We start from the raw sequence: 22,969 nt of genomic DNA, 5'->3' as shown, positions 1-22,969 counted from the left end.
AATTTCGGCGGATCGCGTTTGCGATATTTCTTGCGCAGTTCGCAATAGAATTTTAAAATTTCATCCCCAATCAATTTATAAATTTATATCACATTCGGTATGCTCTTTTGCAATAGTTGCTTAAATTTATTTAGGATAGTTTATTGATTAACTTTTTCGCAGTTAGTCTTCAAAGAATTGATAGCCATCTATAGTATCTGTAGTTCCGTTACTATCTATTTTAATTTGTTTTGGTAGCATATCCAAAAAATCAGCACATACTCTTTTCTTGCTTGATATATTTATTTTAGGGTAGATATAGTATTTTTTTGAAATATTATCTATATTTATAGTGACAAAATACTCGTTGTTAAAATATTCTCCATAGCAGCTAAAAAGATATTTTAGAAATAATTTCGATGATTTTATTTGCATATTGGCTTCGTCAATTTTTTTATCGCTTGATTTAATTTCACAAAAATATATTTTTAGTTCGTTGCTTACGACAATTAAAACTATAAAATCACAATGTTTATTGGTGGCAAAATTTTTATCTTCAAAAAACTTAATCGTATGGATATTTTCCTTTTGTCTTATTATTAAAATATCGTCTTGATTGGTAAATTTAAAATTAATCCTTTTAATAAGACTCTCTCTTCTATCTTCAATGATAGAAAATAAAGTTCTACTAGGCAAAATTCTTAAATCACTATCAATAGAATTTCTAAGATTTTTTAAAATTTTATTTGTCATTTTTTACTACTATTTAAAAACTCTGTAAAAATCAACTCCTGATTTTCATTTTGTATATCTATTGGATCATCAAATGTTTCCATAAAAATTCCGCGTTCGTTTATTTTTACTGGATTTAGCGTATTTTTACCTTTTGTATTTTTTGCCAAATATGCTCTTACTTTTTTACTATCTAATTTATACTCCTTTGAGTAGCCGTTTTTCTTAAATTTTATAATTTTCTCATTTTCTAAATTATTTAATATTATACAATTACTTATCTCTCGCACTATATAATCACTATGAGTTGTAATAAATACCTTTATTCCAGCATTTACTAGTAAGGCTATTAAGCGTCCAATTAAAATTTGATTATTTGGATGTAAATTTAGCTCTGGTTCGTCTATCATCAAAATATCATTTTTAGACACCCGGTGTAAAATATAATAATTAAGCATTAAAAGTGATCTAACAGAACTTGAAGCCCTTTGTATAGCAAATTTACCTTTTGTTATTCTTTGCTTAGCGCCTGGTGCAAATTCTATTCCCTCATCACTTACTATATATTTTCCGCCTACTATTTTAAAAAGAAGTCCTAAAATTTCAGCGTTCAATTCATTCTTATCTTCTACAATAAAGCTTTTCTTTTTTGCAACCTCCCCCAAATCTCTAATAAAATATATATTATCTTTAACTGGTTTTGGATAGCGCGAATACCTTTTTTGTAATAGTTCTATTACGGCATGTGTCATATCTTTAGTATCTGCCATAGAAATTTGTTCTACAATCTCATTTTTATTTACATCTAACTCTTTTTGAAACATGGAAGCGCCAGTTCTTTCGGCACTTATTATAAAAGAATTAGGATAAGATAATATGCAAATATAGTTAAATATTGCGGATATAATACCCATTTCTATATCATGTCCAATATCTCTTTTTAGTGTAAATAAAAGTATGTCGTCATCTATTTGCGATAGACTAAATATATTAGATAAAGAAAAATATTCTTTTATATATTCAAAATTCTCGCTTTTTAGAAAGTTTATAAGGTTTCTTATAATATCATCTTCAAAAATTACTTTATCAAAGTCGCCATCTTTGCCAGCTAAAATTTCCACCAATGCATCTCTGTAAAGCTTAAATATAAAATTTGAGAAGTCGGTTAAAATCTCTATAAATTTATCAGTAAATATTTTTATATCTAAACCGTCGACTTCTATATCATTTACATACTTTTCAGCTAAATTTCTATAAAAATTCCAAAAATATCTATTATTTCTTATGAAATCCAAATACCCATACAGACTATATGTGGCATAAGTTTTGCCGGTATTATTTTCACCGCATATTATAGTTAGTCCGCCTACCTCAAAATTTGCTTCATCTAGCATCCCAACATTTTTTAAGCTTATTTTCATTATATATCCTTTATTTGCATATTATAGCTAATTTTTTTACCAAATTAAATTGCTGAGTTTAGGAAATTTTTTTGTATACGTATCGTCTTTTCTCGTTATTTTGCCGTTTGCAAATTCTACACCATTATCATTAAAAATTTATTTGATTTAAAACTGCGCTCTGGGCAAGAATTAGAAATGCCATAGTTTTTATCTGCCCCCTCCTGCGCCTTTGTGTTCCGTCAACACAAGAAAAACACAAAGATTAGTGGCGCCGAACCATAAAATTTTTTCATTTTATGAAGTCGCAAAACTCCGCTTGTCATAAGTCTAGTGTTTAATACGCAATTAAAATTCGGCGAAATTTCTAACGATGTATAAAGGAAAAAGGGGTTGCTAAGTATTCAAGTCCGGATAATCCCACGCATTATATTCATCCGTCAGATTATCGTTCTCCGCCCCCTTGCAGCACAGCCACTCCAGCCCGCCGCGCCTCTCCATCACGACCTCTTCGTCTAGCCCCGCGCTGTCTGAGCCGTGCACGCGAGCATTGACGCACGCCCAGTGGTAGCGGTAGATGAGATCGAGCGCCTGCAGGATTTCATCCGTGCCCCGCAGCTTTACGCGCGCCGAAAAATCGCCGCCGCTAAAGGTGTCCATCACAAAGGCGCAGTCGCAGATCTCGCTCGGAAATCTTAGCTTCTCCACGAGCCCCATGGCCCACATCAGCGCCCATAGCGACTCGTATTTCCAGCCCATATTTCCAGCCTCGTCGCGGCTTGCCTCGCCCTGCGTGACGCGGCGCTCTATGCGCGTGAGCTTGTCTATGCAGCCGTAGCGGTTCGTAAGAAAGCCCTGCACGCCCTGCCTATCCTCATCCGCGAGTTTGCCCTCGTCTCTGATCGAGCAGGCGCACATTATCGCCGCGTACGAGCAGATCGCGCGGGCGATGACTTCGTCCTTTTCGCGCGGAGTGACCTCGTCCGTCTCGTACCGCAGCGGTAGATGGAGGGTATACGGCACGCCCTGCGATTTTAAAATTTCGATGCTTATATCCTTGCGCTCTTGCGCGGTCTTGCCGATCTTTGCGGCATTTGCGCTATTTTTACCGCCTTTTTTGAAAAAATCTGAAAACGTCACGAGCTCTCCTTAAAATTTTAAACGCATTTTAAAACAATCGCGCAAAATTTCAGCTTACGACGACGACGCGGATTTTTAAATTTAAGTTCAAGCGGAGCTTTGCAAATCGGACGGAAATTTCACGCTGCGCTACGAATTTATGCAGCGCGCGTGGGCTTGTCCATGCCTGCAATGAAGCCTAATGTGGCGTCTGAGTGGATACGTTCATAGCGGCTAAACGCTTAAATTTGCAGGCGTTTGAAATTTATAGCCCTTTGCGAGCCGTCTGCGGCAAGCGGCGCAAACTAGCGGCGGCGAAGGCGGCTTTGAGATCGTGCGGCTTACGATGCGGCGGAGTGATTTTTTGCTTATATGGACGCCCTTGTGCGAGCGATGCCACCTTTTCTTGCATAATCAAGCCGTTTAAACGGGAAAACGATTAAATTCTAAAAGCGCGCGTGATTCGAATGTAGTGTTTTTGCGTAGACGCCGCTTTTTGCTCGCGCTAGCGATGTCGCCCGTTTACGGCGTCGTAATATTCGGCAGTTTGTCGTTGTTTAGATCAAATTTCAAAATTTTACCGTCCACGCAGCGCTTCGCGTAAAAATAATCTTTGTAAAAAGAAGCGCCGCAGCTAAGCCCGCGACCGATCGCTTCGTCGTTTTGAGTTTATTTTTGATCGCGTAGAAAATTTTCCCAAGTAGCCGCGCCCGGATTTTTTGCGACGAGCCGCAGCGCGGTCATCTCTATAGCTTCTTGCGTCTCTGCTCGCCCGCGCCTTCGATGATGCTTCGATACATATCGTCGTAAAATATCCTTACGGGCAGTTCGGACTCTTGCGGCGATTCCAGCGAGATAAAAAATTTTAAGCTTTGCCTTGATTGGTTAAGTTTCGGCGGTTACTCGAATAGATTTTGGCGGCGCCATAAGCGCTACCGCTTCTTTTTTGCAAATATACCGTCCCGCCGCAGCCTGCAAGGATGTCTGCGATATACGGAATAAAATCGCCGAGCGGCATAAGAAGGTGGACGTGGGGCATTTTATCTGCGTTTTAAATTTTACTCTTTATGGCTTGGGTGATCGCGCGCCGCTTTAAAGATACTTATATTTTGATCGCGCGTCCGCATAAGCAAAGCGCGCTTTGCCGCGTAAATTTAAAAGCGGCGCCCGAATTTAGCCGAGCGCCGTAATTAAAATTTAGCCGATTCGCGCATTCAAACGAGCAGTGCCATAGGGCGCACCTTTCGGTTAAATTTGAGCGGGTGCGATCAATACTTAAACGAGCTGCCCGGCTCGATCAACTTAACCTTTTGTTTATAATTCATCTTTAGCACCGCAGCAGGTCCAAGCACGGTCGCCTTATCGCCTTCAAGTCAAAACGCCGTACCCTCCGGCATCGCATAAACGGTCGATTTTTGATTAGCGATCAAAAATTCCTCCAGTCTCTCCTCTCTGCTCTCGCCGTTGTGCCCCGCAGGCTTGCCCGAGATGAAGTGCGGATTGATCTGATGCGGGGAAATATTGAAGGTATTAAACGACTCAGGCTCGATGATCGGCATATCGTTCGTCGTCATCATTGTAGCGCCCGCGACATTCGAGCCCGCGCTCCAGCCGATATACGGCGTGCCGTCCTCGACCATTTTGCTGATTAGCGCGATGAGCTCGTTTTCGTACATATCGTGCACGAGCTTGAAGGTGTTGCCGCCGCCTACGAATATGCAATCCGCGCTCGCGACTTCCTTCGCGGCGTTTTTAGCGTGGTGAACGCCGACGATATTTAAGTTTAAGCTCGCAAGCGCCTCTTTGACGCGCTTTTCATATTCGTCGTAGCTCCTGCGTAGGCTCGCGTAAGGGATGAAAACGATCTTTTTGCCCGCGAGGTTGTTTTCCTTCGCGAATTTACCGATCCACGACACCGCGTGCGATAGATACTTCGTGTCCTTGTAGCCCGAGCTTGAGAGCAGCAGCGCTCTTTGCTTGCTATGATCGCGCTTAGAGAGCTTAAACGCCTTTTCACTCGCAGCTAGTTCGCTCGTGCTGAGCATCGCAGCGCCAGCCGCCAAAGCGGCTACCTTTAGTAGGTTTCGTCTTTGATTTTGCATCTTTTCTCCTTTAAATCAAAGTTGATATCTGTTTTGAAATTATATTCCTTTACATATAAAGAGGGGCTGAATATTCGGTTTAAATTTCGCTTGCACGCAGGCCTCGGCAAGGTAAAATTTTAAAACTACTAAATTTCAAATTCGGCGAGGCGCCGCGTCGTAAAATTTAAAAACGCGGCTAAATTTAATGAAATTCATGGTGCCGACACGAGGTTAAATTTAGCGAATTTTCGCCCAAATTTAAACGCGAAAGAGTATAATCTCGCCATGGTTTTGACGCAAAATTTGATCTATGAAATTTTATCGGTCGTAGAGGAGATCCCCGCGGGCAGGGTCGCTAGCTACGGACAGATCGCGCGCCTGATCGGGCTGCCCGCTTGCTCGCGGCTCGTGGGGCGCGTGCTCTCGCAAGCAGAGCTCTACGGCGACTACCCGTGCCACCGCGCCCTTTATCACGCGGGCGCCTTGGCGGCGAGCTTTGCGGCTCAGCGCGAACTGCTAGAGGCCGAAGGCGTGGAATTTAGAGGCAGGCGCGTCCGTATGAAAAAGCACCGCTGGGAGTGCTAAGGTCTAATCGCCGCAGCCTGAAGCACGGAATTTACGGATCGTTTGAAGCGCGAAATTTTAAATTGTCCGCGACATGGAATTTTAATTTATAAAATTTTAGATCCGCGCAGGTTTAAGCGGCGTAGCGGCAGCGCCACCGACTGTCAAGAGTCTACGAGCTTTATTTGCTTGTAGATGCGGCGTAAATCATCATGCGGAAAAGATAGAATTTCATCTTTTTTGCGCGGCGGTTTAAAACGCTACTTCAAGCAGGCTCCTCGGCAATCAGCCCGCCGCAGTTTTACGAAGCAGGCGCGACGCCGCCTATTAGTTTTTTCGCCGCGGGCTTTGTTGCGCCAGTTTCGGCGCCGCTTGTAGATTTTGGCTATCGTAAATTTTGCAGCGGCTGATCTATCCGTCCTCGGCGCGTTAAAATTTTAAATCGATGCGGCTTGTGCGGGAGGTGGAGAAAAAGCGGCGAAATTTTAAAATTTACTCAATCCGCTCTTTGAGCGCATCGGTGCGGGACTTTTTGCGGTGCGCCGATTCGAGCTTCCCACGGGACGCCGTTTCGGCGGCGTAGCTAGGCTTATTTAGCGATACGGATCGCAACGCTTATCGTCCCTTTGGCGGCAGGCCCCATCTTGCGCAGCTTTGCTATCCGGCTAGCTATTTTTGGGCGTTGCGCGCGCTACCGGCCGCTTAAATTGCATTCTTACGGCGCGGTGCTATTTGGGGGTGTGAAAAGCCCTCGCATATCGACGCCCCCTGGCTGCAGCAGCTTTATTTTTCTATCGATGCCGCCTGCATAGCCCGTGAGGTTGCCGTGCGCGCCTATGACGCGGTGGCAGGGGATGATGATCGAGATTTCGTTGTGCCCTACGGCGCCGCCCACGGCTTGCGCGGACATCTTCGCTAGCCCGCGTGCCGCGTCGATTTCGCGTGCGATCTGCCCGTAGGTCGTGGTTTTGCCGTATGGAATTTTAAGCAAAATTTCCCACACGGTGCGCCTAAACGCCGAGCCTGAGGGATTTAGAGCGGGCGTAAAACCCGGCTCGCGTCCGCTAAAATACAGATCGAGCCAGCGCCTAGTTTGATCGAAAACGGCCAGGTTTTTCTCCTCAAAGTACCCGCTTTGCTCGTTTTGCTCGTTTTGCTCGTTTTGCGCAGAATTTTTCGCTCGCGCTTTGCGCCGAAAGATTGGTCGCGCGAGGTTTTTTACTCGCATCATAAGCCGCAAAATCGCGCGTGAAGAATTTTTCGCTCTCTATAAGTGTGCGCGCGTAGAATTTTACGTCCGTGCTGCTCTCCGCTTTTGCAGCAATATCACTCTTTTCGCTCTTTTTCAACGCCGCAAAATCGCGCTGTGTTTTGCTCGTGGCGTGCTGCTCTTTTGCGAGCAGATCATCGTCGCCCCGCTTTTTATCCGCGCTGCTTTTCGTTTCTAGCGCACGACCTTTCTCGTAGCAACCCTTTCTCGCGGCGGCATCTGTTTTTGCCGCAATATCGCGCGCGCAGAATTTGCCGTTCGCGCTGCTTGTCACGAGAGCATGCGCGTAGTATTTCTCGCCCTCAAACCACAGTCCGCAAAGCCCCGCCTCATCGCCCGCGAGCGTGATTTTACCAAGCGGCGAGTCGTAATATGCGATAAATTTCATCGTTGCTCCTGTTTTGCGATTAAATTTAGGCGCCGCAAATAGCGCCTAAATTTCCCAAATTTCTAAAATTTGCGGACAGATTTTGGCTACGCTTTGCCGAAATTCCGCCTTTTGCGCGCTGCTCGGGTTGCTAATGGCTTCAAATTTGCAAAAAAGCTCCGCGATTTTTAGCCAGCCTTCAAGATTTAGATCGAATTTTTCCAAATTCGCCTCGGACAAAAACTCCAAATCATGGTCGTAAAACGCGATTTTGCCGCTATTAAAGCTCACGAGCCACAGATCGCCGGTGCCGCTATCTGCAAAGATACAAAACTCGCGCAGCAGCTCGCTATCGCCCTCAAAAGGAAATTTCGCCGCGTCTTACAGCGCGCGATCTCATGCTCTTTAAGCACTCTAAAATCGCCCGCAATCTCCCTTCCGAAGTATCCGCCTAGGATGTTTTTTAGCTCGTTTTTATTCAAATTTAACCCCTCCGCTTTAGTTTCGCTTTTTGACGTAAAGCATAAAAAAGCTGACCATCACTACGAAAATCACGCACATCGCAAGCGTCACGATGAGCGTGCCATGCTGCGAGTCGCTTAAAAACAGCCCCGTCGTGTTCATCCCAAAAAAGCTCGTGATGAAATTTAGCGGCAGCAGCAACGACGAGATGATCGTGAGAATGTAGATGTTGCGGCTGATCTTGTCATTTTTGAGGCCCTGGATGAATTGATAGATATCCTCGATCCTGACGGCGTATTCGCTCATCACGCCCTTGAAAACGCCCGCTTCGTAGGCGTAGTTTTTCAGCCGCTTTTTAAGCGCCGGCTGCTCGTTTCCGCAGATGAGCAGCGCCTCGTAAAAATGCGAAATTTTGTTTTGAAATTTGCGGATTTCGTATTTTAGGATCGAATGCCTTTTCATAAATTTTGAAAAATCGCCGTGGCGCGTGTAGATTTTTTCGTAATTCTCAAGCTCTGCGGAGTGCTCTAAAATTTTATCGCGGTACTGTGCTAGGATCTTTTTGACGACCGCGAAAAACTCCGCCTCGCTGCTAAGCCGCGGCTCGGCGGCACCCTCCTGCAAATAGATCGCGCCCGCGTCGAAGATAAAGCGGTAGTTTTGCTCGCGCGGCGCGTCCGTCACGAAATACACATACTCGCGATCTTCGGCGTAGTAGTAGCCCGAAACGCTGCGCTTTTCGGTAATCGGGTTCAATGAGGCCTCCTTATTCAATCTGTTTAAATTTACGGAATTTCAGAATTTCGCTCAAATTTACGGAATTTTGGAATTCCGCTGCCTATAAGAATTCCGAAATTTCGCCGCTAATAGGAATTCTAAAATTCCGCCGTCGCTTAAATTTTATCGTATTTGGAATTTCAAAATTCTTTTACGCTTGGAATTTTAAAATTTTAAGCACGAAAGAATTTTATTATTGGTGGAATTTTATGCGACGCAGTCGCAATTCTAATTTAACGCGGACGTAGTCCGCACCGCTTAAAGCGTCGTAGGGGGATGGGTGGGGTTTGGGGGCGAGCAGAGCAATGCGGTGCTGCGGGGCAGCGCCACCCTCTGCGAGAGGTGTGACCTCGCAATTCAAGCCCCCTTCCCGCCCCAAGAGAAACATATCGCGGACTAAAATTTAAACGGAATTTCATTTTGTAATAAATTTAAAATTTCTCTATGTAGAATTTACCTTTAGAATTTGGGGCGTGGCGGCGTTTTCTCTTAAGGGGGAAGGGGCGCTACTTGCGAGGCGCTCCCCTTCCCCCTTAAAATCCCCCAACCCCTGGCACGCTCAAGGGGCGAGCCTCGCGGCTCGCGTTAAATTCTTTTTATTGCGGCTTGCGCCGCATAAAATTTTAGAATTTCAAATTGAGCTCTTGCGTTTTAAATTTTTAAAATCCTAAGTTTAAATTTAAAAGCTTTATAGCTTCGCGGGCGTAAAATTTAAAATCTCGCGGCGAAATTCTACGTTAAAAGCATCCGTGCTTTTGCAAAACCTCGGCAAAGCATAAATGAAATGAGCGAATTCCGCGTTGCTCGCATCCGCGTCTGAAGCGAAAAGGCCTTTGGGCCAAAGCCTAAAGCGATACGACCTTTGAGCCGAAGCCCCCTTCTGCGGGCGTGCCGTCGCGAAAGCCCTTGACGCTCGGGTGCGATTTTAAAAACTCCTTTACCGCGAACGCGAGCTTGCCCGTGCCGATGCCGTGCTTTACGATGATCTCATCAAAGCCCATCACGAGGCTTTGGCTGATGAATTTATCAAGCCTGCTGATCGCTTCCTCGGCGCGCAAGCCATGCAGATCGAGCACGAGCGACGCGGAGGTGGGCTTTTGCACCTTAATGCTGATGTTTTTTGCGGGCGCGGGTGCCGCACCGCTGCGCTTTAGCTCGCCAAGCGGCACGCGTAGCCTGATACCGTCGCTTAGCATCAGCGCCTGGGTTTTGCTGAGTGATAAAATTTCGCCCTTGATCTTGCCGTATTTTACGCGATCGCCCGCTTTAAAGCTTTGCGGCTCCGGCGTGCTGAGTTCAGGCTGCTGCACGGCCCGTGCGAGCTCGTTTGCGCGGTTTATGGCACGCTGCTTTTCGCGCACGTCGCTTAGGCTCACGCTACGTTTGGCCTCCGAAATCGCGCGGTAGTATTCGTTTTGCAGTCTTGAAAGCTCGGCCTTCAGCTCGCTTTGCGCGCGCTCGCGCTGATCTTTTAGAGCCTCGCTTAGCGCGTCTAATTTCTCCTCTTTTTGCTGCGTCTGGGCTAGTTTTTGTTTTAGCTCAAGCTCCAAATTTATCGCTTTTGAGATCGCTTCGTTCAGGTTTTCTTTGTTTTCGCCGTAGTTTTTGCGCGCTGCAGCGATCAAATTTTGCGCTATGCCGTAGCGCAGCGCGGTTTCAAAGGCGTAGGATTTGCCGATCGTGCCCTTTAAAAACTCATATTTCGGCGCGCTGTTTTTCTCGTCGTAAAGCGCCGCCAGCAGCTCCACGCGCGGATCTTTCGCCAGCAGCATCGCTAGGCGCTTGTGATGCGTGGTGATGATCATCTTCACGTCGCCGCTTATCAGCTGCTCGATCATTGCGCCGTATAGGCTCGCAGCCTCCTCAAAATCGGTACCCAGCTCGATCTCATCGACGCCGATTAGAATTTCTTTGCGCCCGAACAGCTTGCTAAAGGCAACCATCCTGCCCGCAAAGGTCGAGATGTCGTTTTTGGAGTTTTGCGGATCCTCCATTATGAGCTCGAACTCCTTAAAGGTGCCGATGCGGCTGCCGCTTGCGCGAATAGGCATCGGAAGGAGGTATTTAGCTAGCAGCGCCGCGCTTAGAATGCTTTTTAAAAGCATCGATTTTCCGCCCGCATTCACGCCGGTGATGAGCAGAATTTTGCCGCTAAACTCCACGCTCACGCGCTTTGGATTTTTAAGCGCGGGGTGGGCGAAGCTGTCTAGGACGATGTCGCGCGAGGGCTCAGGCAAGATGAACTCATAATCGCTCGCTCTTGCCATCGCGGCGCGCGCAATCAGCGCATCGATCTGATCAAAGGCGGCGTTTATAAATTTCAGAAAGGCTAAGTTTTTATTAAAAACCGCGCTAATCTGCTTGCAGTGCTCGAATACGATCTGCTCTTTTTTATCCAAAATCGCGCTTTGAGCGGACTTCAGAGCCGCGATCGCATCGGGCAGCACGTAAAAATAGCCTCCGCTTGAGCGCGCTACGACGCTGCCTTTTAGCACGTGATTAAAGCCGCCGCGCACCAGCAGGGCCTCGGTGTCGCTTATGTAGTGGATCTGCGTGTCGGCAAGATACGGCGAAAGGGCTTTGGAATAGATCAGCCTTTTTAGCGTCTGCTCGATCTCATCACGCTTTATCTTAAACGCCTCGTTTAGCGCGCCGAAGCGCTCGTCTATCGCGTCGCAAAAGCCGCCCTGATCGTCGAAATAATCCTTTAGTTGCGCGATGGGCTGCGGGATCTCGATCTTTGCAAGCCAAGCAGCGAGTTTGCCCTCAAAAGGCTGTTTTTTGAGATACAAAAAATATCGGACGATCTTGCTAAACTCGTAAATTTCGCTGATATGAAGCACGCCGTGCTTTGAAATACGCATTAGCGCGTCGTCTAGGTTTGCGACGCTCTCGCACTGCGCGAGATCGAATTTCGTAAGCTCTGAAATTTTTTCAAAATTTAGCTTACTATCGCCGCTTAAAAATAGTGGCTTTTCGCGCGCCAAAAAGCTTTTAAATTTGGCTAGATACTCGCTCAGATCGAGGCGCGTAAAGAGTTCGTCACTGATCATAAACGCACTCTTTTATCTTGTAGGTTTTGCCCCTAAACTCCGCGCCTGCGCTTTTTTTGGCGATGAAAGCGCCTAGCGAAAAGGAGTAGGTGAAGCTCTCCCGCGTTACGATCTGCGCGGAGCCTTGCTCTTTGTCTGCGGCAAAATTTTGCGTAGCTTTAGAATTTTGCGCCGTAGAGCCTTGCATAGAATTTTTCTCGGCTGCGTTAAAATTCTGCGCGGAGCCTTGCGGATCGGAGATTTGCGTGTCGTCTCGTTGCGCGGAATTTTGTGAGATAGAGCTTCGCATACCTCCTTGGCTCGCGGAATTTTGCGGCGCGAGGTTCTGCGTATCGTTCTGCTGCGTAGAATTTTGCGAAGCTACGTCTAAATTTTTAGTAGAATTTTGAGATTTAAAATTTTGTCCAGGCTCTGCGGAATTCTGCAAAGTAGGGCTTTGTGCGGAATTTTGTCCGCCCGAAGCGGCGCCGTTTATTTGTGCAGCGGAAGCCTGCTCGTTCGTTTGCGCGGTTGAACTTTGTGCGGTAGAAGTGACCTTGTCCTGCGCGTTTAAATTTGCTTCGCCGGCTTGCGCGCCCAAATTTTTCGCATCCGCGTCGCGTGTTTCGGGAGAGGAATTTGCCGAGCCGCGAGCTTCAGAAGCGAAATTTATCGCGCCGCCGCATCTTAATCTGGCGCCTGCATTAAATTTAAACACCATCTCCTCCTCAAGCTTGGCGGAGTGCTCGCTCACGCTTTCGTAAAGATACGCCCCCGCGCACAGCAGCACGATCAGTGCCGTGGCGATGATTTTAGCTCTTTTGCTTAAAATTTCGTCCCGCACGAAAAAGATCGCCGCGATAAATAAAAACGCGAAAATAAACACCAAAAATCTCAAATTTTATCCTTGTCCGCCCGCGGCGGAGTTTGGCTCGTAAATTCGGCGAGAGTTTTCAAGCTTAAAATTCTCCGCGCAGCTGATAGGTGATGTCGCCCGCGCCAAATCCGATCACCAGCCCGTCGTTTATGATGTGGCGGACGCCGAAAATATCGCTAAATTCTATCTTCTCACCGTTTCTAAAGACCCGCTCGGTAAAAAGTGCCCCGAGCCCCTTAAACTCCTCTTTCAGATCGATGCCGTTACTCGGCTCGCCCGCAGCGTAAACGGGCAGTACAACTAGCTCCTCCACGCCCGCAAAGCACTCCTTAAAAGCGTTTAAATTCGCCTTAAGCCTGCTGAAGCGGTGCGGCTGAAAGATCGCCGTGATCTTGCTAAGCCCAAGCAGGCTAGCGTATTCGCGCGCGCTTTGCAGCGTCGCTCTGATCTCGGTAGGGTGATGGCCGTAGTCGTCTATGAGCACGAAGTTTGGGGTGGCGCACAGGATGTCGAAGCGCTTTTTTATGCCTTTGTAATTTAGCAAATTTTTACGGATCTGCTCTAGTCCCGTCTCGCACGCCGCGGCTAGGATCGCTAGCGACGCGTCAATCGCGATGTGTCTTCCGAGCCCGTAAACCTCGAAGCGCCCGAGCTCTTTAAGATTAAAGCTCATAAACGGCTGATGATCGCGCAGCAGCACCTTCAGATCCGTTATGTCGCGTGAAGGAAAGAGCTTGATACAGCCGAGCTTTATCGAGCTTAAAAACTCATCCTCGGCGTTTATCACGCGGATCTTGGCGCGCTCCAAAAAGCCGCGATACGCCGCGTGAAATTTATCCAAATCGTTGTCGTAATGATCCATATGCTCGGGCTCGGCGTTGGTTACGACCGCAACGTAAGGGTTGGAATTTAAAAAGCTTGAATCGCTCTCGTCGGCTTCAAAGATGATATTTTCGCTGTTTTCGTACTTCATGTTCGAGCCGAACTGCTTGGAGATCGCGCCGATGATGACCGAGCCGTTTATCAGCGCCGAGGTTATCGCGCTCGTGGTACTTTTGCCGTGCGCGCCGGCGACTGCGAAGACGCGCTTGTCTTTTAGCACGAAGGGCAGGGCCTCCTTGCGCGAGAGACAGACGATACCCTTTTTGCGCGCGGCTTGCAGCTCGACATTGTCCTCTTTGATCGCGGCGGAGTAGATGACGATCTCCTGATCCTTGATCGCCGAAGCGTCGTGCGGAGTGATGATCTCCATGCCGTCCGCTCTTAGCTTGTAGGTCGTCTCGCTTTCTTTGATATCCGAACCCGAAATGATAAAATTTTTCTCGTGTAAAAATCTCGCTAATGCGGAGATGCCTATGCCGCCGATGCCGATAAAATGAACCTTTTTCACCTTTGTCCTTAAATATTATAATAGAAAATTACGTTTAAATTTTTAAATCTCGCGTCTGTGAAATTTAAAAATTTAAACCATTCGGCGCCTTGAAATTCGCCTTTAAATTTTACGAGCTCGCAGCGTCGTGCAGCCCCGTCTCGCTACTTCCAAATCCGCTTTTAAAATTTAGCGCTCGAAATTTGCCGTTTAGAATTTCGCCTTTTAAAATTTGAGCGCTTTAAATTCCTCGCTCGAAACTCCGCTTTGAAACGGGAGCGCTTAAAATTCTACGGCTCAAATCCGCCGTTAAAGCCTTGCGGCGAGCGAGGCGCCGCCGTGCCTGCCGCATCGTATCGCGCACCAAAGCCGCGTAAATTTCGGTAAATTTCATCGCGTTCATCGCACGTCCATTATTTAAATTTAACGTCTGAAATTTTGCCGCTCGGGCTCCGCTGCAAAGTCTATTTGCCGCTTTATGCTTTAAATTTAGCCGCTAAATTTAAAATTTCGTCGAAATTTTAAATATCGGTGCGCCCGTTGATAGCCTTTATTAGCGAGAGCATATCGACGTTATCTAAACTCACGCCCGTAGGCACGCCCTGAGCGAGCTTGGTAAATTTCAAGCTTAGATCCGCGAGTTTGTCCTCGACGTAAAGCATGATGCCGTCTGAGTTGATGCCCGGCGTCAGCGCAAATATCAGCTCGCGCGCGCCGTTTCGGCTCACCATCTCGCGTAGCGCCGCGATTTTATCTTCGTCAGCGGCGTCTAGCACGAAGTAGCGACCGTTGTAAATTTTATTACTCTCTAAAATAAAGATATCTTTTGGATTTTCGACGATGCAAATTTTATCGCTCTCGCGCTCGTCGTCGGCGCAGTATTCGCAGATCTCGCCCTCGCATACCGCACCGCAGATGCGGCATCTATGCAGTCCGCGCACCGCCTCTTCGATATTGTGTGCTAAATTTAGCCCTAGGAAGGAATTTTGCACGCTTACGTAGTAGGCAAAGCGCAGGGCGGATTTTTTGCCCACGCCCGGAAGCTTTTCAAAGCTTGCGACGAGCTCTTCAAACCTATCTGTGCCGCTCATATGGCGCCCTTCGGCGAAAAGACGATCGAGAAGTAGTGCGTGCCGTCGCTGTAATTGTACTCGAAGCGGAATTTGTGTAGCTCGCAAATTTTATCGATGATGTAAAGCCCAAGCCCCATGCCGGTGGCTTTCTCGTCTTTATTTCTAATAAAGGCCTGCTTGTAGTGCTCGAATGATTTTGCAAGAGCTGCGCCGCGGTTGGCGACGCTTACTTTATTTTCGTCGCAGATGATGCGGACTTTTTTATCGCTGGAGTATTTTAGGGCATTGTCGATTAAATTTTTAATCGCCAGCGCAAATAGTCCAAAATCTACGTTTATCACCGCATCGCACTTGATATCCGAGCTAATGAGCTCATCCCAATTATCGAGCATCGACATATCTTTGACCTGTTCTAAAATGAGGCTGAAATGATAATCCTGATAATTTAGCGAGTAGCTTTTTGAGAGCAGTTGCTCGATTTTGGCAAACTCGTTGATTAAAATTTCAAGCCGTTCGAAGACATTGACGAGCCGCTCTTTTTGCGTTTCGTCATCGAGCATTTCGGTGATTAGCCTGCCCTTGCCGATCGGGGTTTTAAGCTCATGCATGATGGTGCGTAAAAATAGCTGGCGCGAGCGGATCAGCTCTTGAATTTTAGCGATTGCGTTGTTAAATTCCTGCGCGACCTGCCCGATCTCGTCCTCGCTATGCGTGGCGGCTAAATTTACGTCCAAGTTGCCCTGGGCGAATTTTTTGATATTTTTGCTTAGTTTTTTTAGCGGCGTAAAACTTCGCACGATCGATAAATAAAGCGAGATCAAAACCGCCATCGTAAGCAGAAATCCAACCCAGAGCGGATCGTTTAAATTCTTCGTGCCAAGGCTTTCGAAAACCACGACGAAAGAGTTGTTTTTTATATTTAAAAACAGCGAATTATTATACTCGACCGAGCTAAACTCGCCGATAGAAGTGTCTTGAACGAAAAAAATTTTACCGCTCGTGATGATGTTTTGGATGATATTTTTGTCTTTTACAAGCTCCAAGCCATAGCTGGAGAAGTAGCGCTCAATATCGCTGGGAGGGGCATTACGTTTGTATAGCTCAAGTAGATTATTGACCGCGTTTATTTGATTAGCCTGCATGCTGCCTAGGGCTCTATTCATCTGCATCCGTGCGAACGTGATGAAAAGCACGCAGACTAAGATGATCGCGATTACAAAAAAAACCGAAATTTTGGTGATTAAGGAGTGCTTCATCCGATGAGCTTGTAGCCGATACCGCGAACCGAAAAGATATGCTTAGGCGCTTTGGAGCTGTCGCCGATTTTGGTGCGTAGGCGCCCGATGATGACATCTAAGCTCTTTGAATCCTTATCTTTTAGGCTCTTGCAATGGTATACGAGCTGCTCGCGGGATACCGAAAAGCTGTGCTGCTTGATGAGGTATTCTAAAATTTCATACTCCGCAGGCGTTAGCACGAGCGATTCCTCGCCGAAGTAAATTTCATGGCGCTTGTCGTCGATACGAAATACGCTATCCGTGGCGGTTTCTTCCTTCTCGCTAGCTTTTTTATAGCGGCGGATGAGGCTCATGATGCGCGCGTGCATCTCTTTTGGATCATAAGGTTTCGGTAGGTAATCGTCCGCTCCGATCTGAAGGCCCACTACGCGATCGCTCACGTCGCTTCTAGCCGAGCTGATGATGATCGGGATGTCGTATTTCTCGCGAATCTCTTTGCAAACCTCAAGTCCGTCCATTCCAGGAAGCGTAAGATCCAAAATCAGCAGATCGTAGTTTTTGATCCCAGCGCTAATGCCCAGATACGGGTCTTCGAAGTTTGTAACTTGGATGTTAAATTTAGCCAGATATTCGGTTAGAAGCTGTGCGAACTCGCTGTCGTCTTCTATCATCAATACATTTATCATTTTTTATCCTTTGCATCGTTGATTTGAAATTTTAAATATTGCATTATACATAAAAATAGTTAAGTCTTAACTTGCGTTTTATTAAATTTAGATAAAATTACCCCTTTTGTTATAGCTTAAGGAGAATTTCGTGGAAGAAGATTATTATGAAATTTTAGGCGTGGCGCGCGACGCGGACGCCGAGACGATAAAAAAGGCGTTTCGAAAGCTCGCTTTGCAATTCCACCCCGACCGCAACCAGGGCGACAAGGAGTCGGAGGAGAAATTTAAAAAGATCAACGAAGCGTATCAAATTTTAAGCGACGATCAAAAGCGCAGGATGTATGATCGCTACGGCAAAGAGGGCATCAGCGGCGCATATGGCGGCGCGGGCGGCGGAGGATTTGACTTCGGCTCCATTTTCGGCGATTTTTTCGAGCAGGCATTCGGCGGCGGCGGTCGCTCGACTCGTCCCAGCGATCCATACGGCATAGATACCGAGCTGGCCGTAACGCTGGAGTTTAAAGAGGCCTTAGAGGGCGTACACAAGGAGATAAAATACAAAATCAAAAAGCCGTGCTCCACCTGCGACGCCACCGGCTCGAAGGACAAAAAAAGACATACCTGCTCCGCTTGCGGCGGCACGGGGCGCGTCGCGGTCAGACGCGGCTATATGAGCTTCATCCAAAGCTGCTCCGAATGCGGCGGCACGGGCGAGATCGTAAAAGATAGATGCAAGGATTGCGGCGGTAAGGGCTTTACCGAAGAGGACGTTAGCCTTAAATTTGACATCCCCGCAGGTATCGACGACGGACAGCGCGTGCGCCTAAGCGGCAAGGGCAACGTCTCTAAAACCGGCGAAATCGGTGATCTGTACGTGATAGTGCGCGTGAAGGAAGACAGCCATTTCCTGCGCGACGGAGACGACCTATATATCGAGGTGCCAGTGTTTTTCACGCAGGCGATCTTGGGCGAGAGCATCGAGGTGCCGACGCCGCGCGGCAAGGCGGAACTGAAGCTCAAAGTAGGCACGAAGGACAAGCAGCGCTTCACGATCTACGGCGAGGGCGTGCCGAATATCCGCACCAAGAAAAACGGCGATCTGATCGTGCAGGTAAACGTCCAGACGCCTAAAAAATTGAACGAGAAGCAGGAGGCACTTTTGCGCGAGCTTCAAGAAAACTTCGGCAGCAAGGGCGGAGACGACGAGGGGATACTCGATAAGATCAAGAATTTTTTCAAGTAAACTGTCTTGATTTGTCTTGATTTGTCTTGCGCGGCTATTATTTAAGCTTTAGTTTAGCGGGCTGAGGAATTTTAAATTTAACCGCTGCCTGTTTAGCCTCTCTGCTGCTTGTTTGCTTGCTCGCTAGGCGTCGTTCATTTGATCGTAGCTTGCTTTATCTTCGTCGGCCGTCGTTCGGCAGGGCGCCTATCGTTTAGCCGCCGTTTGCTAAGCGCCGTCTATTTGATCGCTGCGAACACTGCGCGGCGATTTTATGCGATAATGCTTGCGAGTAGAATTTTATCCGCGTCTGCAGCGGTCTTTGAATGCTACTGCGACGTTAAACGACGGCTCGGAGCGGTTCGCGCACAGCAAGTGACTACAAATTTAAAAAGGACGAAAATGGATCGCAAAAACGGACCTGCAAATTTCAGATCCGCAGACGATGAGATGTTTGCGTTTTTATCGAGCTTGGGCGATCGCTGGCAGGTGAGCGAGGGCGGAGTGAAATTTATAGAGGAAAATTTCGCCTTCGTCGGCTCCAAGCCCGTCTTGCGGAATTTAAAAGATTATGCGACCGCGGACTGCCTGAGCTTTGCTGATGCCAGAAGCTTCATAGACGCAAATCCTGCGGTAAAAGCAAGGATTTTAGGCGGCGAAATCTGCTATCTGGGCGATAGCTTAACGAGTGCCGAGGTTAAATTTGCGCCCGAATATTTTTACGATTTTTTAAAATTTATAATGGAGCAGATCCCCGAACACCACTATTTTTTCAGCTCTACCGCGCGCTGGCTCCTGCTGGTTGCGATGGAGAAATACGTGGAATTTGTGGCTTTAGATTAGCGTTTTGGCCCGCGAAAATTTGCGAAATTTCGCTGACTGTGCCGCGCGAGTTCGGACTGGCTGCGGCCTGCTACGACGTGGGGCGAAAGAGGAGTGAAAGATCGGTTGAAATTTATCGACTGCAAAGATTGTGCCGCAGCGGCGTGAAATTTAAACAGGCGCTCCGTCCGCGAACTAGCCCTTGCCTAGCTTGATACGTGCCCTAAAATCGGGCATGATCTGCGCGATGAGCGCGTAAAAATCCGCTCCGTGGTTTGCATGGATGAGGTGCGCGAGCTCGTGCAGCACGACGTATTCGACGAAGCGCGGATCCCGCTCTATCAGGCTTAGCGAGAAGTTGAGATAGCCCTTTGCGTGGTTGCAGCTGCCCCAGCGCGTCTGCATTTTGCGCACCCGCACTCGCGCGATCTTGCGGCCTATCTGCGGGGAAAGCTTCGCGATATAGCGCAGATAAATCTCAAGCGCAAAAGCCTTTTTAAACGCCGCAAACTCGCCCTCGCTCTCGCACAAGATCACGTCTCGTGACATGAAAATTTTATCTTTAAATTTAGAGCTTCGGATAAAATTTTTGATCGTAAAATCGGGCTCGTCGCGCTCCGCCGCTTGCGCGCTTTGTGCTACATTTTGCGGCGCGTTTTCGCTCGCGGATTTTGAAATTCCTTCACCCGCGATAGGTTTAAATTTTAAAATTTCGCCGCTTGAGGTGGAGTTAAATTTACTCGCATCATTGCTTTGCGGAACGCGCCCACCCAAGTGAAATTTTAGAATTTCGTTGCGGGATTGTTCGAAAACATTTTGCGCCGCGGTATCTACAGGCCCGTCGCCGTTTTGCTCTAGCGCTTCTGTCTGGATACGGCTCGATTTGAAAAACCCATCGCCCGCTAAATTTTGTGCGCCGCCGCGATTTAAATTTTGCCCCCGCGCGCCCAAAGCATTTGGGTTAAATTTTAAATTTTCGCTGCTTTCCAGGCTTGCGTCCTCTCTCGCGAGATTAAATTCCAAATCTGCGTCCGCTGCGCCATTTTGCGCCGCTGTATCTATAAACCCGCCGCTTTGCCGCATTTTGCTCTGTTGCGCGAGCCCTTGCGCTGCATCGCCAGGTAGGTTAAATTTAAAATCCTCGCTTGCCGTGTCACTTTGCGAGATGCGCCCACCCGAGTGAAATTTTGAAATTTCACTTCCCGCGCCGCCGCCCGCACCGTCATTCATGCCACCCGTGCCGTTATTTGCGCTGCCTCTCATATCGCCGCCATTGACGCCGCTACCGCTTATGCCTGCGCCGCTTTGTAAATGAGCTGAATTTACGCCGCCTGCGCCGCTACTCGCACCGTCATCCACGCAGTCCCGCACGCCGCTATCGCCTAAACTTTCATTCGCGCCGCAGTTTGTGCCGAGCCCGACCTCGCGGCTAAATTTTAGCTTGTAAATTTTGCCTAAAATTCTAACCTGATCGCTTGCTAAGAGCTTGCTTCGCAGCCGCTCTAGCGTTTGGCGGATCCAGCTTTCGTGCTTTAGGATGAAGTCTTTCGCTTGCGCCGCGGTGTAGGAGCGCGGCACGCTGACGCTGATCTCGCAGTCCTTGCTAATGCGGATGCGCGCGTATTTCATCCGCTTAAAACGCAGACTGATCGGTAAGCCTAGCAAATTTAGACTAACTTTTTGCTCTGCCATTTTTTACTTATCCATCGCGCCGTATTCGCGCTGCCGCGCAGCCACTCGTCGCAGAAAAACCCGATCCAAACGCCCAAAATTCCATACCCCAGATGAATACCCAAAAGCCAGCCCACGGGGATCGAGACGCCCCACATAAAGATCACGCCCATCGCAAAGGGAAACCTCGCGTCGCCGCTTGCACGCAGGGCGTTTACGAAGACGATATTAAGCGTCCGTCCGAACTCAAGCCCCAGCGTTAGGTAAAAAAGCGGCCGCATGACCTGCTTGTGCGCCTCGCTTAGGCTCAGTAGCTCCATGATCTGCTCGCGCGCTAAAAACACGATCGCGACGAAAAGCGCCGTCGCTCCAAGGCCAAAGCGCAGCGCGGTAAAAGTGTGCCGGTACGCCTCCTGCGGCTTAGCGGCGCCTACGAGGCGACCTACGATCACTTCGTTTGCCATACTGATCGCGCTTCCGCCGAAGAAGATGAATGATGAAATTTGAAAATAGATCGTCTGCACGGTAAGGCTCGCCTCACCCATGCTCGCGACGAAGGCGAAGGCGACTAGATACTGCACGATCCACAGCATGTTTTCGCCCGCACTCGGAAGCCCTACGGATAAAATTTTACGCAGCGTGGCGAGCTTGATCTTTAAAAACATCGTTAGGTAAAATTTTATCTTTAGCACCTTCGTGATGATGAGGAAGAATAAAAATACGCCGATCATGCGCCCCGCGATCGTGCTCACGCCGATGCCCTCAAGCCCGTAGTACGGCAGTCCGAACGGCCTAAATAGCACGACGTAGTTGCCCGCGAGAGTTACTAGATTCATCACCACGGAGACCGCGATGATGAAATTTGCGTATCCGTAAACGCGCACGATGGCGCTAAGCACGATCGCGACGGCGTCTATCGCAAAGACGATGCTGATGACTTTAAGATAGATCGTGCTTTCGCTCAAAAGCTCGGCGGGCACCTGCAGCGCGTGCAGCAAAAACGGCGCGCAGCTAAAGACGAAAACGCCGCTACAAAGCCCCACGAGCGCGTTGAATGCGATGCTTGTGTGGATCGCGCGCATCGCTAGGACTTTGTTTTTCGCCCCGAGCGCCTGCGCTACGAGTACCGAGCAGCCCACGGCCAGGAAGCCAAAAACGGTGATGAAGAGCAAAAATATCTCGTTGCCCGCCCCCAGCGCGCCTACTAGCGAGACGTCCACGCGTGAGATCATGTAGGTGTTGATAAACGTGGTCACTAGGCGCAAAAACATATCGATGTAGATTGCGAGCGAGAGCCTTAGTAGCGAGATTTCTTTCATATTTTGCCTTTATTTGCGGGAAATTGTAGCCGAAAATTCTTTTAGGTTTGCTTTTGCGCAGGGGGCGAGCGGAGTTTCTTTAGCGCGCCGCGCGACATGCGTAAAATTAGAATTTACGGCGCCGTGCGCAAATATGCGGCGATTTATCGCGGAGGAGCGAGAGCATACGTAGCCGCATATCTCGCGCAGCGATCTGTAGTAAAGGGGTAAAAAGACGGCGCAGAATTCCACGCGATTTAAAATTTAAAAGTCGCGTGAAATTTTATTAAATTTATGCCGGTTGGAGTAAATTTCACTTTCCGCTAGATCGAATTTCGCTTCCTCATATGAACCGTGAAGTGCTCCGACGCGTCCTTAAAGCCGCACTTTTGTAGGAATTCTCCGGCGCCCTCAGCCTTGTGCAGAGGGGTAACGACAAAGGTGGTAGTGTGCGCAAAGCGTTTATTAAAGGCATTCACGAGCGCCGTGCCGATACCGCGCCTTTGATAATCCTTATGAACTATCACGCAGTAAAGATAGCTCGTAGCGAAGTTGTCGCGGTCGCAAAACGCCTCCAGCACCCCCACGGTCTTGCCCTGCGTTTTGGCGATCGCCACGTAATCATAGGTGCGCCACACTCTGTATGTCTCGTGCGGCGGCACGGAGGCTGCGTTTTGCTCCGTATCCCAGCCGATCGATACCATTATCTCATTCAGATCGCTAGGCTTAAAATCGGCGGAATTTTCTAAAATTTCAAACTCCATCTTCGCTCCTTAATTGAAATAGCTTTTCAAATCGCAAGTATATCGCCGTAGCTTTAAAACGGCATTAAATATCAATTAGCGGCTCTTGCGGCGAGGTTTAAATTTTAAAATTTAAAGGCGAGGCAAGGCGCGGTGCGTAAATTTAAACCCAAATTTAAAATTCTAACCATTTACCGCAATT

Annotated in this window: 24 protein-coding genes; 3 read left to right on the top strand and 21 right to left on the bottom strand. The window is 48.0% G+C overall.

The features are described 5' to 3' along the window. Positions 1-162 precede the first annotated feature (162 nt). From CGRAC_RS08205 to pepE, 6 genes are all read right to left on the bottom strand, one after another. On the bottom strand, positions 163-732 hold the full coding sequence (locus tag CGRAC_RS08205) for a hypothetical protein (protein ID WP_005872603.1): 570 nt from the start codon (positions 730-732) through the stop codon (positions 163-165). Next, entirely contained in the window at positions 729-2,132 is a 1,404-nt protein-coding gene (locus tag CGRAC_RS08200) for an AAA family ATPase (protein ID WP_005872601.1), read from the bottom strand. Before CGRAC_RS08200 ends, CGRAC_RS08205 begins: the two co-directional genes overlap by 4 nt. A gap of 375 nt (positions 2,133-2,507) precedes the next feature. Then, positions 2,508-3,251, bottom strand: a complete 744-nt coding sequence (locus tag CGRAC_RS08195; protein ID WP_005872599.1) for a DUF4272 domain-containing protein — start codon at positions 3,249-3,251, stop codon at positions 2,508-2,510. A gap of 244 nt (positions 3,252-3,495) precedes the next feature. Beyond that, positions 3,496-3,642 (bottom strand): hypothetical protein, encoded by a 147-nt coding sequence (locus CGRAC_RS12005; protein ID WP_005872595.1) that lies wholly within the window; start codon positions 3,640-3,642, stop codon positions 3,496-3,498. A 453-nt stretch (positions 3,643-4,095) separates the two neighbouring features. Next, positions 4,096-4,269 (bottom strand): hypothetical protein, encoded by a 174-nt coding sequence (locus CGRAC_RS12000; protein ID WP_156187204.1) that lies wholly within the window; start codon positions 4,267-4,269, stop codon positions 4,096-4,098. A 334-nt stretch (positions 4,270-4,603) separates the two neighbouring features. Beyond that, positions 4,604-5,332 (bottom strand): dipeptidase PepE, encoded by a 729-nt coding sequence (gene pepE / locus CGRAC_RS08190; protein ID WP_005872586.1) that lies wholly within the window; start codon positions 5,330-5,332, stop codon positions 4,604-4,606. A gap of 267 nt (positions 5,333-5,599) precedes the next feature. Between pepE and CGRAC_RS08185 the strand changes: the two genes are divergently transcribed. Next, positions 5,600-5,899 (top strand): MGMT family protein, encoded by a 300-nt coding sequence (locus CGRAC_RS08185; protein WP_005872582.1) that lies wholly within the window; start codon positions 5,600-5,602, stop codon positions 5,897-5,899. A 694-nt stretch (positions 5,900-6,593) separates the two neighbouring features. Here CGRAC_RS08185 and CGRAC_RS12795 read toward each other — a convergent pair. From CGRAC_RS12795 to CGRAC_RS08135, 12 genes are all read right to left on the bottom strand, one after another. After that, positions 6,594-7,106, bottom strand: a complete 513-nt coding sequence (locus tag CGRAC_RS12795; RefSeq protein WP_269464922.1) for a methylated-DNA--[protein]-cysteine S-methyltransferase — start codon at positions 7,104-7,106, stop codon at positions 6,594-6,596. Beyond that, a complete protein-coding gene (locus tag CGRAC_RS11995) occupies positions 7,000-7,536 on the bottom strand; it encodes a methylated-DNA--protein-cysteine methyltransferase 1 (RefSeq protein ID WP_005872578.1) in 537 nt (178 codons plus the stop codon). Before CGRAC_RS11995 ends, CGRAC_RS12795 begins: the two co-directional genes overlap by 107 nt. A 45-nt stretch (positions 7,537-7,581) precedes the next feature. Further along, positions 7,582-7,806 (bottom strand): hypothetical protein, encoded by a 225-nt coding sequence (locus CGRAC_RS12565; protein ID WP_005872577.1) that lies wholly within the window; start codon positions 7,804-7,806, stop codon positions 7,582-7,584. Next, a complete protein-coding gene (locus CGRAC_RS12560) occupies positions 7,803-7,997 on the bottom strand; it encodes a hypothetical protein (protein ID WP_005872576.1) in 195 nt (64 codons plus the stop codon). Before CGRAC_RS12560 ends, CGRAC_RS12565 begins: the two co-directional genes overlap by 4 nt. A gap of 16 nt (positions 7,998-8,013) precedes the next feature. Further along, positions 8,014-8,733: a CorA family divalent cation transporter gene (locus tag CGRAC_RS08170; RefSeq protein ID WP_005872573.1), complete on the bottom strand. Its 720-nt coding sequence runs from the start codon at positions 8,731-8,733 to the stop codon at positions 8,014-8,016. Positions 8,734-9,599: 866 nt separating this feature from the next. Then, positions 9,600-11,807 carry an endonuclease MutS2 gene (locus CGRAC_RS08160; RefSeq protein ID WP_005870160.1) on the bottom strand — a complete coding sequence of 736 codons (2,208 nt, stop codon included), beginning with the start codon at positions 11,805-11,807 and terminating at the stop codon, positions 9,600-9,602. Next, positions 11,797-12,684: a hypothetical protein gene (locus CGRAC_RS08155; RefSeq protein WP_005870159.1), complete on the bottom strand. Its 888-nt coding sequence runs from the start codon at positions 12,682-12,684 to the stop codon at positions 11,797-11,799. The genes CGRAC_RS08160 and CGRAC_RS08155 overlap by 11 nt, the downstream gene beginning before the upstream one ends. A 61-nt stretch (positions 12,685-12,745) precedes the next feature. Next, a complete protein-coding gene (gene murC / locus CGRAC_RS08150; RefSeq protein WP_005870158.1) occupies positions 12,746-14,053 on the bottom strand; it encodes a UDP-N-acetylmuramate--L-alanine ligase in 1,308 nt (435 codons plus the stop codon). Positions 14,054-14,273: 220 nt separating this feature from the next. Beyond that, positions 14,274-14,435 (bottom strand): hypothetical protein, encoded by a 162-nt coding sequence (locus CGRAC_RS11990; protein ID WP_005870155.1) that lies wholly within the window; start codon positions 14,433-14,435, stop codon positions 14,274-14,276. Positions 14,436-14,553: 118 nt separating this feature from the next. Next, on the bottom strand, positions 14,554-15,123 hold the full coding sequence (recR, locus tag CGRAC_RS08145) for a recombination mediator RecR (protein WP_005870153.1): 570 nt from the start codon (positions 15,121-15,123) through the stop codon (positions 14,554-14,556). Further along, positions 15,120-16,361 carry an ArsS family sensor histidine kinase gene (locus CGRAC_RS08140; RefSeq protein WP_040303610.1) on the bottom strand — a complete coding sequence of 414 codons (1,242 nt, stop codon included), beginning with the start codon at positions 16,359-16,361 and terminating at the stop codon, positions 15,120-15,122. The genes recR and CGRAC_RS08140 overlap by 4 nt, the downstream gene beginning before the upstream one ends. Continuing rightward, complete coding sequence (locus tag CGRAC_RS08135) at positions 16,358-17,029, bottom strand: response regulator transcription factor (RefSeq protein ID WP_005870149.1); 672 nt, start codon at positions 17,027-17,029, stop codon at positions 16,358-16,360. Before CGRAC_RS08135 ends, CGRAC_RS08140 begins: the two co-directional genes overlap by 4 nt. Before the next feature lie 130 nt (positions 17,030-17,159). On the opposite strand from CGRAC_RS08135, the gene dnaJ reads away from it, so the two are divergent. Together dnaJ and CGRAC_RS08125 are read left to right on the top strand one after the other, a co-directional pair. After that, complete coding sequence (gene dnaJ, locus CGRAC_RS08130) at positions 17,160-18,254, top strand: molecular chaperone DnaJ (RefSeq protein WP_050346333.1); 1,095 nt, start codon at positions 17,160-17,162, stop codon at positions 18,252-18,254. 381 nt (positions 18,255-18,635) lie between these two features. After that, the gene (locus tag CGRAC_RS08125; RefSeq protein ID WP_040303620.1) at positions 18,636-19,076 is read left to right on the top strand and encodes a hypothetical protein; all 441 of its coding nucleotides are present in this window, start codon (positions 18,636-18,638) and stop codon (positions 19,074-19,076) included. Positions 19,077-19,250: 174 nt separating this feature from the next. Here CGRAC_RS08125 and CGRAC_RS08120 read toward each other — a convergent pair whose 3' ends face one another. The 3 genes from CGRAC_RS08120 to CGRAC_RS08105 form a co-directional block, all read right to left on the bottom strand. Beyond that, entirely contained in the window at positions 19,251-20,747 is a 1,497-nt protein-coding gene (locus CGRAC_RS08120) for a M48 family metallopeptidase (protein WP_005870138.1), read from the bottom strand. After that, positions 20,723-22,045 (bottom strand): MATE family efflux transporter, encoded by a 1,323-nt coding sequence (locus tag CGRAC_RS08115; protein WP_005870137.1) that lies wholly within the window; start codon positions 22,043-22,045, stop codon positions 20,723-20,725. Before CGRAC_RS08115 ends, CGRAC_RS08120 begins: the two co-directional genes overlap by 25 nt. A 302-nt stretch (positions 22,046-22,347) precedes the next feature. Beyond that, positions 22,348-22,788, bottom strand: coding sequence for a GNAT family N-acetyltransferase (locus tag CGRAC_RS08105; RefSeq protein ID WP_005870135.1), 441 nt, complete (start codon positions 22,786-22,788; stop codon positions 22,348-22,350). Positions 22,789-22,969 lie beyond the last annotated feature (181 nt).

Origin of the sequence: Campylobacter gracilis, from assembly GCF_001190745.1 — a bacterium.
GTDB classification, from domain to species: domain Bacteria; phylum Campylobacterota; class Campylobacteria; order Campylobacterales; family Campylobacteraceae; genus Campylobacter_B; species Campylobacter_B gracilis.
This window is presented reverse-complemented; position numbering and strand designations above follow the sequence as displayed.

What these genes read in the sequence shown, in the direction of transcription:
- CGRAC_RS08205 (WP_005872603.1), bottom strand. Translation starts at nt 732, where the DNA reads ATGACAAATAAAATTTTAAAAAATCTTAGAAATTCTATTGATAGTGAT.
- CGRAC_RS08200 (WP_005872601.1), bottom strand. Translation starts at nt 2,132, where the DNA reads ATGAAAATAAGCTTAAAAAATGTTGGGATGCTAGATGAAGCAAATTTT.
- CGRAC_RS12005 (WP_005872595.1), bottom strand. Translation starts at nt 3,642, where the DNA reads ATGCAAGAAAAGGTGGCATCGCTCGCACAAGGGCGTCCATATAAGCAA.
- CGRAC_RS12000 (WP_156187204.1), bottom strand. Translation starts at nt 4,269, where the DNA reads ATGCCCCACGTCCACCTTCTTATGCCGCTCGGCGATTTTATTCCGTAT.
- pepE (WP_005872586.1), bottom strand. Translation starts at nt 5,332, where the DNA reads ATGCAAAATCAAAGACGAAACCTACTAAAGGTAGCCGCTTTGGCGGCT.
- CGRAC_RS08185 (WP_005872582.1), top strand. Translation starts at nt 5,600, where the DNA reads ATGGTTTTGACGCAAAATTTGATCTATGAAATTTTATCGGTCGTAGAG.
- CGRAC_RS12795 (WP_269464922.1), bottom strand. Translation starts at nt 7,106, where the DNA reads ATGCGAGTAAAAAACCTCGCGCGACCAATCTTTCGGCGCAAAGCGCGA.
- CGRAC_RS11995 (WP_005872578.1), bottom strand. Translation starts at nt 7,536, where the DNA reads ATGAAATTTATCGCATATTACGACTCGCCGCTTGGTAAAATCACGCTC.
- CGRAC_RS08160 (WP_005870160.1), bottom strand. Translation starts at nt 11,807, where the DNA reads ATGATCAGTGACGAACTCTTTACGCGCCTCGATCTGAGCGAGTATCTA.
- CGRAC_RS11990 (WP_005870155.1), bottom strand. Translation starts at nt 14,435, where the DNA reads ATGAACGCGATGAAATTTACCGAAATTTACGCGGCTTTGGTGCGCGAT.
- recR (WP_005870153.1), bottom strand. Translation starts at nt 15,123, where the DNA reads ATGAGCGGCACAGATAGGTTTGAAGAGCTCGTCGCAAGCTTTGAAAAG.
- CGRAC_RS08140 (WP_040303610.1), bottom strand. Translation starts at nt 16,361, where the DNA reads ATGAAGCACTCCTTAATCACCAAAATTTCGGTTTTTTTTGTAATCGCG.
- CGRAC_RS08135 (WP_005870149.1), bottom strand. Translation starts at nt 17,029, where the DNA reads ATGATAAATGTATTGATGATAGAAGACGACAGCGAGTTCGCACAGCTT.
- CGRAC_RS08125 (WP_040303620.1), top strand. Translation starts at nt 18,636, where the DNA reads ATGGATCGCAAAAACGGACCTGCAAATTTCAGATCCGCAGACGATGAG.
- CGRAC_RS08120 (WP_005870138.1), bottom strand. Translation starts at nt 20,747, where the DNA reads ATGGCAGAGCAAAAAGTTAGTCTAAATTTGCTAGGCTTACCGATCAGT.
- CGRAC_RS08115 (WP_005870137.1), bottom strand. Translation starts at nt 22,045, where the DNA reads ATGAAAGAAATCTCGCTACTAAGGCTCTCGCTCGCAATCTACATCGAT.
- CGRAC_RS08105 (WP_005870135.1), bottom strand. Translation starts at nt 22,788, where the DNA reads ATGGAGTTTGAAATTTTAGAAAATTCCGCCGATTTTAAGCCTAGCGAT.